The organism is Chryseobacterium sp. FG46, assembly GCF_057809135.1.
Map to the genome: position 1 here is coordinate 112701 of NZ_JBMDJJ010000007.1, position 16308 is coordinate 129008.

Annotated in this window: 18 protein-coding genes; 2 read left to right on the forward strand and 16 right to left on the reverse strand. The window is 35.1% G+C overall.

Annotation, left to right across the window (positions count from 1 at the left end; genetic code table 11):
• Window positions 1-5: 5 nt before the first annotated feature.
• From ACODR7_RS07515 to ACODR7_RS07535, 5 genes are all read right to left on the reverse strand, one after another.
• Complete coding sequence (locus ACODR7_RS07515) at window positions 6-605, reverse strand: bifunctional nuclease family protein (RefSeq protein WP_488838463.1); 600 nt, start codon at window positions 603-605, stop codon at window positions 6-8.
• Between the two features lie 189 nt (window positions 606-794).
• A complete protein-coding gene (locus tag ACODR7_RS07520) occupies window positions 795-1742 on the reverse strand; it encodes an electron transfer flavoprotein subunit alpha/FixB family protein (RefSeq protein WP_076594589.1) in 948 nt (315 codons plus the stop codon).
• A 128-nt stretch (window positions 1743-1870) separates the two neighbouring features.
• Window positions 1871-2617: an electron transfer flavoprotein subunit beta/FixA family protein gene (locus ACODR7_RS07525; protein WP_047429867.1), complete on the reverse strand. Its 747-nt coding sequence runs from the start codon at window positions 2615-2617 to the stop codon at window positions 1871-1873.
• Window positions 2618-2813: 196 nt separating this feature from the next.
• On the reverse strand, window positions 2814-3521 hold the full coding sequence (locus tag ACODR7_RS07530) for an SDR family oxidoreductase (protein WP_488838465.1): 708 nt from the start codon (window positions 3519-3521) through the stop codon (window positions 2814-2816).
• A gap of 79 nt (window positions 3522-3600) precedes the next feature.
• Entirely contained in the window at window positions 3601-4518 is a 918-nt protein-coding gene (locus tag ACODR7_RS07535; protein WP_488838467.1) for a T9SS type A sorting domain-containing protein, read from the reverse strand.
• A 221-nt stretch (window positions 4519-4739) separates the two neighbouring features.
• Here ACODR7_RS07535 and ACODR7_RS07540 point away from each other — a divergent pair, with 221 nt between their 5' ends.
• A complete protein-coding gene (locus ACODR7_RS07540; RefSeq protein WP_488838469.1) occupies window positions 4740-5171 on the forward strand; it encodes a transposase in 432 nt (143 codons plus the stop codon).
• Between the two features lie 14 nt (window positions 5172-5185).
• Complete coding sequence (locus tag ACODR7_RS07545) at window positions 5186-6010, forward strand: IS3 family transposase (RefSeq protein ID WP_488838471.1); 825 nt, start codon at window positions 5186-5188, stop codon at window positions 6008-6010.
• A 92-nt stretch (window positions 6011-6102) separates the two neighbouring features.
• Here the strand turns inward: ACODR7_RS07545 and ACODR7_RS07550 are convergent, their stop codons facing one another.
• The 11 genes from ACODR7_RS07550 to atpG form a co-directional block, all read right to left on the reverse strand.
• Window positions 6103-6924, reverse strand: coding sequence for a T9SS type A sorting domain-containing protein (locus tag ACODR7_RS07550; RefSeq protein WP_488838473.1), 822 nt, complete (start codon window positions 6922-6924; stop codon window positions 6103-6105).
• A 229-nt stretch (window positions 6925-7153) separates the two neighbouring features.
• On the reverse strand, window positions 7154-8533 hold the full coding sequence (locus tag ACODR7_RS07555; RefSeq protein ID WP_488838475.1) for a dipeptidase: 1380 nt from the start codon (window positions 8531-8533) through the stop codon (window positions 7154-7156).
• 156 nt (window positions 8534-8689) lie between these two features.
• Window positions 8690-8962: a hypothetical protein gene (locus tag ACODR7_RS07560; RefSeq protein ID WP_076594584.1), complete on the reverse strand. Its 273-nt coding sequence runs from the start codon at window positions 8960-8962 to the stop codon at window positions 8690-8692.
• A gap of 140 nt (window positions 8963-9102) precedes the next feature.
• Entirely contained in the window at window positions 9103-10248 is a 1146-nt protein-coding gene (locus ACODR7_RS07565) for a class I SAM-dependent methyltransferase (protein WP_488838477.1), read from the reverse strand.
• A gap of 156 nt (window positions 10249-10404) precedes the next feature.
• On the reverse strand, window positions 10405-10788 hold the full coding sequence (locus ACODR7_RS07570) for a GxxExxY protein (protein WP_488838479.1): 384 nt from the start codon (window positions 10786-10788) through the stop codon (window positions 10405-10407).
• A 204-nt stretch (window positions 10789-10992) separates the two neighbouring features.
• Window positions 10993-12156, reverse strand: a complete 1164-nt coding sequence (locus ACODR7_RS07575) for a methylmalonyl-CoA mutase family protein (RefSeq protein ID WP_488838481.1) — start codon at window positions 12154-12156, stop codon at window positions 10993-10995.
• Window positions 12157-12264: 108 nt separating this feature from the next.
• Complete coding sequence (locus ACODR7_RS07580) at window positions 12265-12621, reverse strand: FtsB family cell division protein (RefSeq protein ID WP_002979124.1); 357 nt, start codon at window positions 12619-12621, stop codon at window positions 12265-12267.
• A gap of 4 nt (window positions 12622-12625) precedes the next feature.
• Complete coding sequence (udk, locus tag ACODR7_RS07585; RefSeq protein WP_002979122.1) at window positions 12626-13240, reverse strand: uridine kinase; 615 nt, start codon at window positions 13238-13240, stop codon at window positions 12626-12628.
• 206 nt (window positions 13241-13446) lie between these two features.
• Window positions 13447-13752: an ATP-dependent Clp protease adaptor ClpS gene (locus tag ACODR7_RS07590; protein ID WP_110366265.1), complete on the reverse strand. Its 306-nt coding sequence runs from the start codon at window positions 13750-13752 to the stop codon at window positions 13447-13449.
• 10 nt (window positions 13753-13762) lie between these two features.
• Window positions 13763-15121: a hemolysin family protein gene (locus ACODR7_RS07595; RefSeq protein ID WP_488838484.1), complete on the reverse strand. Its 1359-nt coding sequence runs from the start codon at window positions 15119-15121 to the stop codon at window positions 13763-13765.
• A gap of 267 nt (window positions 15122-15388) precedes the next feature.
• Window positions 15389-16252, reverse strand: a complete 864-nt coding sequence (gene atpG, locus ACODR7_RS07600; protein WP_488838486.1) for an ATP synthase F1 subunit gamma — start codon at window positions 16250-16252, stop codon at window positions 15389-15391.
• Window positions 16253-16308 lie beyond the last annotated feature (56 nt).

The following is a 16308-nucleotide window of genomic DNA, read 5'->3' on the forward strand; positions in this document are numbered from 1 at the left end:
TCTCTTTAATCAATTTTCTTTTTCCTCCTCTTGATTTCTTCCTGGATTTCAAGGGCGGTATCATAGTCTTCTTCTTTAACAGCTTCATCTAATAATTTCTGAAGCTCTTCCATAGAAATAGATTTTAAGTTATCTTCTGTCTGTACCGTTTCTGAGAATGATTGTTCTTCTTTTGAAACATCTTCCAGTTCCAATAAAATTCCGGCTTCATTTAAAACCTGCTGAGTCGTAAATATTGGCGCGTCAAATCTTACGGCCATGGCAACAGCATCGGAAGTTCTGGCATCAAGAATCAGTTCTTCTTCGGTTACTTTATTTTTAAAGTTGATATTGGAGAAGAAAACTCCGTCTACAATCTGATAGATAATGACAGAAATAAGCTCAAAATTGGCAGAAACTATAAATTTTGTAAATAAATCATGTGTAAGAGGACGCGGCGGATGAATATCTTTTTCCAGTCCGAGAGAGATAGACTGGGCTTCGAAATTTCCTATAACAACAGGTAATTTTATGTGTGTTTCTTCATGCTCCAGTAACAATGCGTACGCCCCCGACTGGGTCTGGCTGTACGATATTCCGCGAATAATTAGCTGCTTATAATCCATAGCTACAAATATAGATTAATTTTTTATTGTGTTTTCACTTTTTTACGCAAAAATAAAAGCCCGGAAAGCCGAGCTTTTATCTGTATTGTTGATGATTGTCAAACGTCAATAGTGAATTTTGCTTCGCAAGTGAATTATTTAATTAAAAATTGACGAGCAAAGCGAATTGACTATTCACAATTCACTTTCTTATCCTTTTATTGCTTTAATTTTCTCTGTTAGTGCAGGAATAATCTGGAAAGCATCTCCTACTACTCCGTAGTCAGCAGACTTGAAGAACGGTGCTTCAGGATCACTGTTGATTACCACGATAGTTTTTGAAGAGTTTACTCCGGCAAGGTGCTGAATCGCTCCTGAAATCCCTACCGCAATGTAAAGATTCGGAGAAATAGCTTTTCCTGTTTGCCCTACATGCTCTGTGTGAGGTCTCCATCCGATATCAGAAACGGGTTTAGAACATGCTGTAGCTGCTCCTAAAACGTTTGCCAGATCTTCGATCATTCCCCAGTTTTCAGGTCCTTTCATCCCTCTACCAGCAGAAACAACAACTTCAGCTTCTTTAAGGTCTAATTTACCTGAGCTCTGCTCGTGAGAAATTACTTTAGTATCTTCATTAGCTACCGATAAGTTTCTTACTTCTTCAGAACCTGATACTGCATTTTCTTTAACACCGAAAGCGTTTTGAGAAACAGTAACGATTACTCCGTTCCCTTCTGCTTTTGCATGCATGAAACCTTTTCCGGAGAATGCTCTTCTTTTTACCTGGAAAGGAGAAAGGCTTTCAGGAGCTTCCAATGCGTTAGTAATTAAAGAATAGTTCTTCATTACCGCAAGCATAGGAGCAATGGAAGAAGCATCAGTAGTGTGAGGGAAAACGATGATATTTCCGTCTGCTACTTCACTTACAGCCTGTGCAAATGCTTTTGCTGAGAAATTTTTAAGACCTTCGTCTTTGATATTGATTACGTTTGATGCTCCATATTTGTATAATAAATCTGAAGAATCTGTTGGGTTTACAGAGATTGCCGTAACGGTATCTCCTGCTTTATCAGCGATAGCTTTAGCATAAGAAACTGCTTCGAAAGCTGCTTTTTTGTAAACTCCGTTTATATTTTCTGCGTATACGAATACTGCCATTTCTAATTTGTTTAAGGTTTAACGTCCAAGATTCAAGGTTATCCAATTCTGAATAGTAATGAAATTCAGATCATGTCTGATGACATCACATTTTATCCTGAATCTTTTTACTTTTTACTTGATTCTTATTAAATTACTTTAGCTTCTTCGTGAAGTAATCTTACCAATTCATCAAGATTATCCGGAGAAACCATTTTCACAGCAGCTCTTGGCGGAACGCTGTCATAAGATACTCCCTGAACTTTTACTTCTGAAGAAGAAGGTTCTACTACCTGCAAAGGTTTTGTTCTTGCAGACATAATTCCTCTCATATTCGGGATGATAAGATCTTTCTCATCTACCAATCCTTTCTGACCTGCAATAACTGCCGGTAATTTTACTGAAATAGTTTCTTTTCCTCCTTCAATTTCTCTTACTGCAGTAGCTTCGCTTCCGTTAACGTCTAATCCTACTGAAGCGTTTACGAAAGGCTGGTTTAATAACTGAGCTACCATTCCCGGAACAGAACCTCCATTATAATCGATAGATTCTTTTCCGCAAAGGATAAGATCATATCCTCCGTTTTGAGCCACAGCTGCAATTTCTTTTGCTGTAGAATAGCTGTCTTTCGGATCAAGATTTACTCTTACCGCATCGTTAGCACCAATTGCCAAAGCTTTTCTGATTACAGGCTCTGTAGCAGCATCACCTACGTTGATTACTGTTACTGTTGCTCCCTGAGATTCCTGAAGTTTAACCGCCTTTGTCAACGCAAATTCGTCTAGAGGGTTGATTACCCACTGAATTCCGTTTTTGTCGAAAGCAGATTTATCTGCTGTAAAGTTAATTTTGGAAGTAGTATCCGGAACACTACTAATGCAAACTAATATTTTCATATGTTGTTCTTAATTTTTTTATTGGTCATATGTAACCTTAAGGTTTCACGTTTACTATTTTATTTTTCCTTTAATGCATAAAATCATGACAATTTATGCAGAGATTTTGTTTGAATTAATTTTTGCTAATATAAATAAAAAATATATTATGCATGCATAATACTTATTAAATTATTATTCAATACATTAGATGTAGTTACTTAGCTGGTTTCGTTGCCCTAAACTCTATTTTACTTGGCAAAACTCTTGGATTCATCTTCAAAATATCCAATATAAGATTCCCAATATCCTCAGGCTGGATCTTCCAACTGTCCTTTTCAGACGGAATATTTCCATTAAAATGGGTTGCCACAGATCCCGGCATGATCACAGTAGATTTAATATTGTATTTTCTTAAATCGATCATGGCAGCCTGTGTGAAACCTACCACTCCGAATTTGGAAGCATTGTATCCTGTTCCGTTTTCAAAGAAATTAGCACCTGCAAGGCTGGAAATGGTAATATAGTAACCTTCTGTCTTTTTTAACTCTTCCACTGAGGCTTTTAAAGTATAGAAAACACCTGTAAGATTGGTTTCTATCATATCATTCCATTCTTCTGCCGTAAGTTCATCTACAGGCTTAAAAATCCCCAATCCTGCATTGGCAATGATATAATCCAGTCTTCCGAATTTTTCAACGGTATATTTTACAGCCTCCTGTTCGCTTTCCAGACTTCTTACATCAGAAACAATTCCCAATACATTCTCAGAATATTGCTTAAGTTCTTCTTCCGCCTTTATTACATCATCTCTTTTTCTTCCTGAAAATGCCACAGCAATGCCATTTTCAAGTAAAATTTTTGCAATCCCGAAACCTATTCCTTTGGTTCCTCCTGTTATATAAGCTGTTTTTTGATCTGACATATGATTGAAATTTTAATTCTCTAAAATAACAAAAACGCTCCAATTGGAGCGTTTTGCTGATCCTAAGATTTATCAGTAATTATTTTTTGATGAACTTCTCTGTAAAGTTTCTTCCTACTGTTTCTACATTCAGTAAATAAGCTCCGGCAGCCAGGCTGCTAACATTTACCTGATCTCCGTTTAATGTTACCTCCACTCTCTTTCCAGACATATCATATACTTCAACATGTTTGATTTTGTTTGGAGTTGTGATTTTTACAACATCAATAGCGGGATTCGGATAGATAGACAGTTTTATGTCATTTTTCACTGCGTCTTTTGTAGACAATGCAGCTTCACTATTAATTTTGATATTATCGATATAAGCTGATCCTAATGAATTATTATGTACGAAACGAAGCTGGTTTATATTCAAGGAATTTACTGCTGATCCTGTATAGATCAGTATGTTATTAAGGTAATACCGCACATCTGTGGCACTTCCAACTACTTTCAAGCGATACCAGGTATTCGGCAGCCAGGCTGAGGGTATAGAAATAAGATTCTGTATGCCAGATAACATATCGAGGACCTTTATCCATCCTGTCTTTCCAAAATCCAATCTTACAACAAACTCGTCATCAGTATTGTTTACTCCCTGAAAACCAAAATCTGAGCCATTGAGCTGTGACATATTGATATCGAATGATACAGAAAAATTATTGTAGGCCAAAGGGGTTGAAAGGTTATAAAATCCCCCGATAACAGGTTCATTTTGAGTTCCATACGTATTTTCTTTCACGATTCTCAGGGAACGGTTTCCATCACTGGCTTTATCTGAATTGATGGTCTGATGGGTTACATTTTCCGGCACACCTCCAGTAGGAGTACTGATCCAACCTGCCTGCCCATTAATATCTCCAACGTTGAATCCCTCAATAGGTTCAAAGGATATGGTTTGTTGGGCAAAAATGCATAAAGATGATAGTAAAAATGCAATTGAGTAGAATATTTTCATGGTGTTTCAAGTTTTGTAATAAATTTATAAACTTTCCTTGAATGAAAGAATAATTTATTAATAAATAAAAACAAAACATTTATTTTTAATCTTTTACAATGAATAATTCAATATCGCTAAGATTATAAAACACAAAAAGAGGTGTTCCCTTATGAAACACCCCTTTCTTATTATGATAATGTCTCGTCCTAACATAGCGTTACATATAAAAAAGTTATGTTATGGAACAATTTAATAATCAGTATGTAAAACGTAGTCAAAAAGATTACAGTTTATCCTTTAAATTAGCCGTAGTGGGTGAAGTAGAAAGTGGTTCGCTTGGAAATCGGGCAGCCATGCGCAAATATGGTATCCAGGGACATGGTACTATTACCGAATGGCGGAGAAAATATGGTAACTTTGATATAGACAACCATTCACAAAGTAAATCTATGCAAACCCCCGAACAAAAAATTCAAGAGCTTCAAGAGAAAATAAAGCGATTGGAACGTCAGAATGGATTCCTTGAAAACCGTTTAACAGAGTCGGAAGACAAAGCTTTGATTTTAGATAAGCTGATTGATCTGGCAGAAGAAGAATATTTAATTAAGGTAAGAAAAAACTTCTCTCCCGATCAATCCAATCTATCAGCAAAGAAAACCAAAAAGCGATAAGCTATCTTTGCGGATTGGTCGGGATCAACCGACAGTATTACTATCGTAGCTTTTGGCTTGTTAAAGAAAAAAGGAACAGAGCTGATCAGGTTATTAATCTGGTGAATAATTTACGGGGCATGATGCCTCGCCTGGGAACAAGGAAGCTTTATCATATGCTCCAACCCTCGCTGGGCAGATTGAATGTAGGAAGAGATAAACTCTTCAGGATTCTAAAGGCTAATAATATGTTGATAAAGCCTAAAAGAAATTATCGAATAACCACTGATTCCCATCATCGGTTCAGAAAGCATAAAAATCTGATAGAAAAAATTTCATTAGAGCGGCCTGAACAGGTCTGGGTCTCAGATATTACTTATATTGGAGACAGAGACCGTAATTGTTATCTTGCTTTGATAACCGATGCTTATTCAAAGAAGATAATGGGGTATGATGTTTCTGAGAGTCTGGCAGCAGAAGGTGCTCTCAGGGCACTGAATAGAGCCTTAAAGCAAAGAATGTATAGTAATAAAAGTCTGATTCATCATTCGGACAGAGGATTACAGTATTGTAGTACAGAATATCAGAAAGCATTGCAAAAGAAAAATATTAAACCTTCAATGACTGAAAGCTATGATCCATATGCTAATGCAATTGCAGAGAGGGTAAACGGTATACTCAAGCAGGAGTTCTTCTTAGAAGATTATCGTGTCAATATACAAACTATGAGATTACTGGTAAAAGATGCTATTGCTATTTACAATACAAAAAGACCACATTGGTCATGTTATATGAAAACCCCTGAACAAATGCACAAACAAAATAGGGTAAGAATAAGAACATATAAAAAACAAATATAGTTGTCGGAACAATCCAACAACTATATCATAAATATTAGTATTTTTATATTATTAATCTGTAACGATTATTTAGGACTAGTCATAAATAATTCCTATTTTTTAATAAATTTTCTTGAGTATGTTGTAGTACCAGCCGTAATATTGATCAGATAAGCTCCTTTATCCAGGTTTTGCACATCTATTTTATCATTATTCAAGACAGCATTCACTTTTCTTCCCATACTATCAAAAATTTCCGTTTTGATAATCCTGAATTTCGATTTTAAGTGTATGTAATCAGAAACCGGATTAGGGTAAATAGTCAGTTCTGAAGCCAAATTGGTTTCTGAAACACTAAGTAAAGATTCCTGAGTAATCCGTACAGTATCCAATGATATAGCTCCGGGCGCATTCGAAGAATTAAACTGTCTAAAGTATATCTTAATATCCTGTCCTGCATAACTTGATAAATTGATACTTTTTGCTTCAGCATTGTTGCCAATTGTTATATCTTCTTCAAGAACAGGTGTTTCTGTACCTGTAAATGAATTTCCTGCAGGTAGGATATAGACGGCATAATGATTGTTCGGTTGCCAAACTCCCCCTGCCGTAAGTGTGCCTATAAGAAAAGTCAGAGAATAGGAATTTCCTGTCTGCAGATTAATAGCTGGAGATATCAAAAGTTCATCAGATGAAGTATCAAATAATATCAGAGTTGCCATTTTCCCTGAAAAACCATTATAAGAATTGACTCCCAAGTCAATGACCTCCCATTTAGAAAAAGTTCCACTACGATCTATTGCTTCCCAATTAGCTGGAATCTCTTGATCAGCAGTCGAATCAAATGTTTCTTCAAAAATTACAGTTTGGGCATTTATTAAATTAAACGATAATGCCGTACTTAAGGCTACCATAAAAAATAATACTTTTTTCATATGAATGTTTTTTAATGTTATTAAATACATAATTGAAACTTCAAGTTATTTACATATAAAATAAAATCAAACTTTTACTGAATGAAAATTAGCACACCCCTGAAAAAACATATGAAATGCTTAAAAAAAAAGATTATTTTAAAGCATTAATGATAATAATGACAAAAAAAATAAGACACCCTGTTAACAGAATGTCTTATTTTTTCTTAATATTTGTTGTATCATATTATTACTTTGAATAATTCTCAAAGAACAATGGAATACTTTCAATCCCTTTATAGAAATTGAACAGCCCATAATGTTCATTTGGAGAGTGGATGGCATCAGAATCCAACCCAAAGCCCATTAATACAGACTTAGCTCCTAAAACCTGCTCAAACATGGCTGTAATCGGAATACTTCCTCCTCCTCTGTACGGAAGAACTTCTTTTCCAAATACAGCTTCCATTGCCTGTTTTGCAGCAGCAAATTCTTTTGTATTGGTTGGTAAAACGTAGGGCATTCCTCCGTGGTGAGGCGTTACTTTTACTTTTACCGTGTCCGGAGCGATTTTTTCGAAATATTTCGTGAATTTCTCTGTGATTTCCTGGGGAGTCTGGTAAGGAACCAAACGCATTGAGATTTTAGCAAAAGCTTTTGAAGGAATTACTGTTTTAGCGCCTTCTCCTGTATATCCTCCCCAGATTCCGTTGCAGTCTAAAGTAGGACGGATAGAAGTTCTTTCTAAAGTAGTATACCCTTTTTCACCTTCGATATTGCTTAATCCGATTGATTTTTTAAATTCTTCCGGATTGTCTTTCAGTGTGTTCATTTCAGCTCTCTCAGCATCTGAAACCGTTTCAACATTGTCGTAGAACCCGTCAATGGTGATATGACCGTTTTCATCGATCAGATTAGCAATCATTCTGGAAAGAACGTGAATAGGATTCGGAACTGCTCCACCATAAAGACCTGAGTGTAAGTCTCTGTTTGGTCCTTCCACTTCTACTTCTACATAGCTTAAACCTCTTAAACCTGTTGTTACAGTTGGTTGTTCGTTGCTGTAGATATGTGTATCGGAAATTAAGATACAGTCACACGCTAATTTCTCTTTATTTACATTTACCCAGTCGCCTAAGCTTACAGAACCTACTTCTTCTTCTCCCTCCAAGATAAATTTAACATTACAAGGAAGAGCATTGGTCTTCATCATGGCTTCAAAAGCTTTCAAATGCATGAAGAACTGTCCTTTGTCATCAGCAGAACCTCTGGCAAAAATTGCTCCTTCAGGATGTAATTCAGTTTTCTCAATATAAGGCTCGAATGGCGGTTTTGTCCATAATTCCAACGGATCTGCCGGCTGAACATCATAATGCCCATATACCAATACTGTAGGTAAGGTTTTATCTAAAATTTTCTCCCCGAAAACAATTGGATACCCTTTTGTCTGGCACACTTCCACATTGTCAGCTCCAGCATTTTTAAGGTGTGCTGCCACTACCTCTGCACATTTCAAAACGTCATCTTTATACGCCGGATCTGCAGAAATAGAAGGAATTCTCAATAACTCAAATAATTCATCCACGAAACGCTGTTTGTTTTCGTTGATGTAATTTAATGTCTCTTGCATTGTAAAAATTTATTTTGTTAAAATTAAAAAAAATGCCCGGCAGGGACAAACAAAAAGAAAGGATTTTCCCAATCTTGTGCTAATGAACCTTATAGCCTTCTTTTTAATAAAAAATGCCCTGCAGAAACAGGGCACTTATATATTTTGTACTTCTAATTAGTGTTCAGCTTTTGGAGCTTTATCAGCTTCAGCAGGTTTTACTGCAGCAGTACTGTCTGTTTTTGGAGCAGCAGCTTCTGGTTTCGCATGAGCCTCTTCTTTGTGCTCAGCAGCTCCGGCTTCATGCCCGTGAGCTTCTCCCTGAGGAGCGTCAGAATATCTTTCTACTCCTTCTTCAAGTTTTAAAGTAGCTTTGTTTCCTCCTTGCGGAACTTTTTTACAGCTTACCGCTACCGTTGCAATCGCTAAACATATAACTAATTTTTTCATATGTAAAATTATTTTTTTTAAAAGGTAATATGAAACCGTGCTATTTTCAATCTATTCTGACCGTCCAAACAGCAAGCGATTACATGCTTCAATTTTTGATTGCCCAAAAGTAAGAAATCCTGCTTTTTTCGGCAACATTTTTATACTGATTTTAATATTATTTTCCCTTTTTTGGATTGGGTAAAAATAAGATACTGATCTCCTCCGTCTTTTAAACCGTATTTCTTTTTGATTTCTTCAGGTTTCAAAGGGTAATTTTTTGCAATAATATTAAACTGCCCTTTCTTTTTAATACTTTTAGAATCAACAGATTCCATTTCAAAAGTTCTGCCGGGAAAGTTCTCAATTTTTTCACTGGAAGTATAAAGATGGCTGTTAGGATGAAGCTTTTTCAGGGCAAATTTTTGAGAAATCAAATTAAAGACTCCTGCCTTCAAAATGGAATGATTGGGAATATAAATATAGTTTTCCGGTTCAGAATATTCCGATTCCGCAGTTTCTTCTTCCCCAAATGTAAAGCTAAAGACAGGTTCACTGCTGTCCAGGTTCACACAATTACAAATGATCTTGTCCGCATTTTCGCTGGAAAGCAATACAACTACTTCTTTCACATCATTTTTGAGGGCAATAACATCAATCCTTGAAATACCCGGAAGTACTGAAACAAGATATTTAAGATCAATAAGCGGGGAAAGTTTAATAATTACCTGACTGGAAACAGAACGCAGTTTTTCGTGAATTTCCAGAATATCAGGTGACAGATCTTCCAAAAGAAAAACTTTGTTTTTTTGTTCATCTCTTCTGGCCGGATCAAGATAAATGACATCAAAGCGTTCCTGATTCCTGCTCAAAAAATCTTCAAGTGTAAGATTGATAAATTTCGCCTTACGACCTAAAATACGCCAGTTATTTTCAACAATATTTAAAAGCTCAGTATTTTGTTCTACTAAAGTGATATCGTCAAAATTTTGAGACAGATAAAAGGCATCAATCCCAAAACCGCTCGTGAGATCAATGAATTTATTTCCTTTCAGCATTTCAGATTTATAAAGAGCTGTCTTTTCTGAAGATGACTGTTCCAGATTAAGCTGTGGCGGAAAAAGAATTCCTTCTTTTAAAAGAAATGGAAATTTTCTTTCTGCAACCTGTTTTCCTTTGATCTGCTGCACAATTTCATGCATGGAAAACTCTGGAAACGGAGATTTTTTTAATAACAATGAGTGCAGATCTGTTTTTAGATTTGCATTAATATAGTTTTGAATTTCTTTGTTTAGTAATTTAACCACAGATTTTCACAGAATTACACAGATGATTATGTTTTATATTTTAAAGGATGCCAAATAAATTATGTGCAATCATCTGAGGAAATCCATGTAATCTGTGGTGAAATTAAAGTATCCTACAGTTTTCATAAACTTTCGAAGATGATTATTCTTTATTTTTTAGTCTAACTTTCCATTTATCTTTCTAAAAATACTTTTATCAATATAGTCTGTATTAAAGTTAACTAAAATCCCTAATTTCAAATTTGTTAGTTTTAAATATGTTAATAATTGCTGATGATGGATATTTGATATTTCAGTAACTGCCTTAACTTCTATGATTATTTTATCTTCAACAATTATATCTGCTATAAAACTTGAATCAATAAATACATCTTTAAATTTAATATTCATTGAAACTTGGGTCTGTACCCTTAAACCATTATTTTCCAGCTCATAAGCTAAGGCTTTTTCATAAACTTTCTCCAAAAGACCTGGACCTAGTTCGTTGTAAACAGAAAATATAGATTTTCTGATATAAAAACTTATCTCATTTTCTTTCATTACATTGTATTTGTATCAAAAGTACAATATTATGAGATACACTATAGTTTCTTAATTTAACCAAAATTCAAATAGAACTTATATTTCAACTTTAACTGGTTTTAATTTTATATAATTGTTCATATTTAAGCTTTTGATAAAAAAAATTCACAGAATATTATGAATAATCATCTGTGAAAATCTGTATAATCTGTGGTTAAAATATTATTCAAACATTTCAGCCCAACGAACGGGTTTTATTTCTTTTTCGCTGTAAAGATCTGCAATAGACTTTTTAACGTCTAATTTAGGGTACATATTCACTCCTATCAGCTTTATTTTCCCTTCTTCAATCCATTGCTGTTCTTCAATGGCATGATCGTAGATCTTTTTCTGAATAACTCCCTGTTTCAACAGTTCAAGATATCCACCAGCCTCTTCTATTTCAACAAATAAAGCCCATGCTTTTTCTGCAAACTGTCGGGTAATATCTTCAACATAATAACTTCCGTTAGAAGCATCTTCAAATACGTTGATGATACTTTCATAAGCCAAAACAATCTGCTGTTTGAAAGAGATTTCTTCCGAGTTATCCGTACTTCTGTCTACAAGATAATTGTTAGAAAAAACAGCATCTGCTCCACCGATCATTGCAGAAGCAAGTTCCAGGGTAGAACGGATCAGGTTGTTTTCATTATCAGAAACGGCCTTATTTCGAAGGGAAGTCTCTGCAAATATATAAGGAACTTCATCCAGACCGTATTCTTTTGAGAGTTGGTTAAAAACGATCTTAAAAGCTCTCAGTTTAGCCATCTCAAAGAAATAACTGCTTCCTACTGCTATTCTGAATATGAGTTTATTTAAAATTTCGGATCCATAAACTTCTACTAACTCCTTAGCTTTTGCCAGGGCAATTCCAAGCTGTTGATAGATGGCTGCGCCGGCATTCTGGTGGAGTGAAATATCTACACAAATATTTCTTTTAAAATCTTTTGACAGTAATTCTTTTACCAGTTGATCATCTATGCTTCCTTCTTTTTCATTAAAAACATCGATCAGCGAAAAATACTGATCTTCTTCTGTAGGACTGATGTGCCCTGCCAGATCTTTATTATTAACAAAAAGAGTTTTTTGATCCAGATTTTCTACATTCTGATCCAGCATAAATGCAAATACTTCTTCTTCCAGACTTTCATGATATCTAGCTACCAAATGAGTACTTTCTTCAACCCTTGGCAGGTTTACCAAAGGTTTCTGAACCTCTGTGTAAAAAGGCTTCACCTCTATTCCTTCCAGATTTTGTTTCTCTAAAACAGGGTAAATATCCTCTGTTTTAAGCTGTTTTTTGACTAGATTTTCCCAGTTTGAAAGTATATCTGTATTTGACATTAGTTTTTTATTATTTGTGAATTACCAATAGTGAATTTTGCTTCGCAACTGAATTTTTTAAAAACTAAAAATCCATTTCATCATTAATGTAATTCTATTCAACTTTTATTATTTTTTAGCCACTTTTGTGCTGTCTACCACCAGAATGAAGATCTCTTCATTCGGTTTTTTCATAAAATAATTTTCTCTTGCGTATTTTTCTTTCTCCGATTTGTTGTTCATCAGTTTTTTATAAAAAGCATCGTTTTTCTCATATTCTTTTTTATAATAATCCAATTGCTCTTCATATTTATGAATCTCACCATTTAGTTCATTAATGACAAGAAATGAAGTTTTATCGAAAAAAATCATCCATACCAAAAACAGACAGATCGTAATGGTATACTTGTTCAAAACATATTTCTGGATAAGTTTGAATGTTTCAGATTTCGGCTGAATGTCTTTGATAAGGTTGTTTTCTTCCATTTTTTTAATGTTTTTTCAACGAGTTTTTAATAACAGTAGTTAAAAAATCAATGGCTACGGAATTTTGTTTCATATTGGGGATAATAAGATCGGCCTCATTTTTAGACGGCTCTATGAATTCCTGATGCATTGGTTTCAATGTGGTCTGATAACGGTGCAATACCTCGCTCAGATCTCTTCCTCTTTCCTGAGTATCTCTTCTGATCCTCCTGATTAATCTTTCATCAGAATCAGCATGAACAAATACCTTCAGATCAAATTCTTTCAGTAATTCTTTGTTGGTAAGAACAAGAATTCCTTCTACTACCAGTACGTTTTTAGGTTCTACAGTGACATGATCTCCTGTTCTGGAATGGGTAACAAAGCTGTAAATCGGCTGTTCAATCGGTTCATTATTTTTTAAAGCTTTTACGTGTTTTATCAGTAAGTCAAAGTCTATTGATTTTGGATGGTCGTAGTTCAGAGCTTCTCTTTCCGTCAATGTAAGACCTTGGTTGTCGTGATAATAATTATCCTGAGAGAGGATATTCATTCCCTCAATATCAAGCTGCTGAAGTATCTTATCAACAACTGTAGTTTTGCCGGATCCTGTACCACCGGCAATTCCTATTACAAGCATTGTTTTTTTGTTTCTTTATAGTTGGTACAAATATACTATTTTAGATAAAATATGACAATGTAAGAGTATTGAGAAATTAAAAGATTAAAGCATTTAAAAATTGAAAGATTAGCCGAAAGTCTTTCAGTCTTTGTGATTCGTTGCTATCCCTCTGCTTTCTGCTTCGGATTCCATAAAAAAATCCGACAAATTGTCGGATTTTTATTTTATACGATTTCGCTTGTTAATTCACGCGAAATTAATTTTTCATGCATAGGCTTCAAAACATCCATTGAGCCTGTTTTTACGGTGCATTTGCCTTTGTAGTGAACCAGCATGGTACACTGCTCAGCCTGTTCCAACGTATGCTTGCATATTTCGATCAGGCAGTCTATTACGTAATCAAATGTATGAATATCATCGTTATGCAGTACCAGTTTATAAACTTCATCTGTATCATCTAAGACGAGAACTTCTTCCTCGTACTGACGTTTTGGGTTTTCGTAGTCTTTTATGCTGTTATAAAAACTCATTCTTATTCTTTTAAACTTCTCCAATTTTATCTGCTAAATGGTCAATAGCATTGGGTTCCTGATATACCAGCTCCACAAGTTCCACACTCTTATTATTCATTTTCAGGATCTTGAAGTGATAATTTTCAAGATCAAACTCCTGGTTTTCTTCCGGAATTTCTTCCAGTTCATGAAGAATAAATCCGGCCAATGAATTGTATTCGCTTTCTTCGGAAAGAGGAAGCCTTTTGGGTAAAAACTCGTTGATTTCGTCCAAAGGCTGCGTAGCCTGCACCCAATAAGTATTATCCGCTATTTTGTCAACGATTTTTTCTTCGTCATCTTCTTCATCCTGAATTTCTCCCACAAGTTCCTCAAGAATATCTTCTAATGTGATAATCCCTTCAGTTCCACCAAATTCGTCAATAACAATAGCAATATGCTGTTTTTTAAGCTGGAACGTTTTCAATAAGTCTGAAACTTTTTTGCTTTCTACCACGAAAAAGGCATCACGCATTAAATCTTTAAGGTCTTCATGGTCAAGATCTCCTTTTCTCTTCACAAATTCTCTTATAATTTCCTTTGTGTAGAAAATTCCAATAATATTGTCAATAGAATCGATATATACAGGAATACGGGAATATCCGCTATCCATGATCTTATTGATAATGTCATTGACATCTTCTTCAAAGTCTATGGAAGTAATATTCTGTCTTGGAACCATGATCTGCTTGGCAGAATGATCTGTAAAATCAAATGCATTTTTAATAATTTCGTAGTTCTCTTCTTCAATCTCACCGCTGTCTGCACTTTGTTTCACCAAGAGCTGAAGTTCTTCCGTAGAGTGAATTTCCTGTTCGGAAGCGGGATGAATTTTTACAAGTCTTAAGAAACCATTTGACATGGAGTTCATCAACCAGATAAACGGTTTAAAAATCGTATAGAAAACTCTCAACGGAACAGCTGTTGCCATTGTAGTTGCTTCGGATTTTCTGATCGCGATTGATTTTGGTATAAGCTCACCAAACACAATGTGCATGATGGTGATTAATACAAAACTGGTCACCACTGAAATTGTGGTAATTGTTGTTTGGGTCAAGTCTATATTAAACGAATGAAAGAGGCTTTCAACCACGTGGTGCAAAGCACTTTCTCCCACCCAACCAAGGGCAAGGGACGCCAATGTAATTCCTAATTGTGTAGCAGAAAGATATTCATCAAGATGTTTGATGATATGTTCTGCCTGCTTGGCCATAGAGTTTCCTTCTGCGGCTTTTAACTGAATTTGTGAGTAACGAACTTTAACAATTGAAAATTCTGCGGCTACGAAGAAGCCATTGAGTAAAACAAGAAATAAGGCCAGCAAAAGCCTGACTATGTCCGAGTCCATTTAGAGATTGTATAAATTTTATTAGCTACAAAGATATGCAAAATAAAAATAACCTGAATCCGGGATAGATTATTTCGATGAAGTAATTTTCGGAACAGAAACTGACACTATAAAATACCGCTATTTTCAAATAAAAAAAATAATTGGAACAACTACTCATTTTTTAACAGAAACAATATTTTTAAGTGGTAAATATCCGTTCAGCCTTCCACAAACAAAAAAGCACCGATAATTTCGGTGCTTTTATTGGTATAATAAAATAATTCTTTATGAATTTTTCAAAGCTTCTGCTCCGGAAACAATTTCCAGGATCTCGTTGGTAATTGCAGCCTGTCTTGCTTTGTTGTAGAAGATCACAAGATCATTCTTTAAAGCCTGAGCGTTGTCTGTTGCTTTGTGCATTGCAGTCATTCTCGCTCCGTGCTCAGACGCTACTGAATCTAAGATGGCTTTGAAAACCTGAGTTTTGATAGACTTTGGAATCAAATTATCCAGGATTTCAGCTCTGTTAGGCTCAAAGATATAATCTGTTTCAACCTGTGGCTCAGTATTTTCCGGCATTGAGATGGGAAGAAGCTGTTCTGTAGTTACTTCCTGAGTAGCAGCATTAACGAATTTGTTATAGATAACATAAACTTCGTCAAATTTACCTTCTTTGAAGCTCGTCATTACCCCTTCAGCGATATGAGCAACTGCATCAAAACTCAGATTATCATAAACAGAACTTCCATTAGTATATACAGTACGGCTTTTTCTTACAGCATCATATACTTTTTTACCTACAGGAAGAACTTCAACCTCGTATTGAGCGTTGTTCTGGAACTGAAGGTTAAGCTCTTTTACGATAGAAGAGTTAAAAGCTCCCGCAAGACCTCTGTTTGAAGTAACAGCGATGAATAGTACTCTTTTAACCTCTCTTTTCTGAGCATATACAGAAATCTGATCAGGATCAGAGCTAGAATTTACATTCTGGATAAGCTCCTGTAATTTTTCAGAATAAGGTCTTAACATTACGATTGCATCCTGTGCTTTTTTAAGTTTCGCTGCGGAAACCATCTTCATAGCACGTGTAATCTGCATCGTAGATGAAATTGACGTAATTCTGCCTCGTATTTCTTTTAAGTTTGCCATTAATTTGGGTTCAAAGTTTAAGGTCTAAAGTTTAAGGTTTAAAACACTATATTTCA

Coding starts and splice junctions, on each gene's coding strand:
- ACODR7_RS07515 (WP_488838463.1), bottom strand. CDS start 605: ATGGATTATAAGCAGCTAATTATTCGCGGAATATCGTACAGCCAGACC.
- ACODR7_RS07520 (WP_076594589.1), bottom strand. CDS start 1,742: ATGGCAGTATTCGTATACGCAGAAAATATAAACGGAGTTTACAAAAAA.
- ACODR7_RS07525 (WP_047429867.1), bottom strand. CDS start 2,617: ATGAAAATATTAGTTTGCATTAGTAGTGTTCCGGATACTACTTCCAAA.
- ACODR7_RS07530 (WP_488838465.1), bottom strand. CDS start 3,521: ATGTCAGATCAAAAAACAGCTTATATAACAGGAGGAACCAAAGGAATA.
- ACODR7_RS07535 (WP_488838467.1), bottom strand. CDS start 4,518: ATGAAAATATTCTACTCAATTGCATTTTTACTATCATCTTTATGCATT.
- ACODR7_RS07540 (WP_488838469.1), top strand. CDS start 4,740: ATGGAACAATTTAATAATCAGTATGTAAAACGTAGTCAAAAAGATTAC.
- ACODR7_RS07550 (WP_488838473.1), bottom strand. CDS start 6,924: ATGAAAAAAGTATTATTTTTTATGGTAGCCTTAAGTACGGCATTATCG.
- ACODR7_RS07555 (WP_488838475.1), bottom strand. CDS start 8,533: ATGCAAGAGACATTAAATTACATCAACGAAAACAAACAGCGTTTCGTG.
- ACODR7_RS07560 (WP_076594584.1), bottom strand. CDS start 8,962: ATGAAAAAATTAGTTATATGTTTAGCGATTGCAACGGTAGCGGTAAGC.
- ACODR7_RS07570 (WP_488838479.1), bottom strand. CDS start 10,788: ATGAAAGAAAATGAGATAAGTTTTTATATCAGAAAATCTATATTTTCT.
- ACODR7_RS07575 (WP_488838481.1), bottom strand. CDS start 12,156: ATGTCAAATACAGATATACTTTCAAACTGGGAAAATCTAGTCAAAAAA.
- ACODR7_RS07580 (WP_002979124.1), bottom strand. CDS start 12,621: ATGGAAGAAAACAACCTTATCAAAGACATTCAGCCGAAATCTGAAACA.
- udk (WP_002979122.1), bottom strand. CDS start 13,240: ATGCTTGTAATAGGAATTGCCGGTGGTACAGGATCCGGCAAAACTACA.
- ACODR7_RS07590 (WP_110366265.1), bottom strand. CDS start 13,752: ATGAGTTTTTATAACAGCATAAAAGACTACGAAAACCCAAAACGTCAG.
- ACODR7_RS07595 (WP_488838484.1), bottom strand. CDS start 15,121: ATGGACTCGGACATAGTCAGGCTTTTGCTGGCCTTATTTCTTGTTTTA.
- atpG (WP_488838486.1), bottom strand. CDS start 16,252: ATGGCAAACTTAAAAGAAATACGAGGCAGAATTACGTCAATTTCATCT.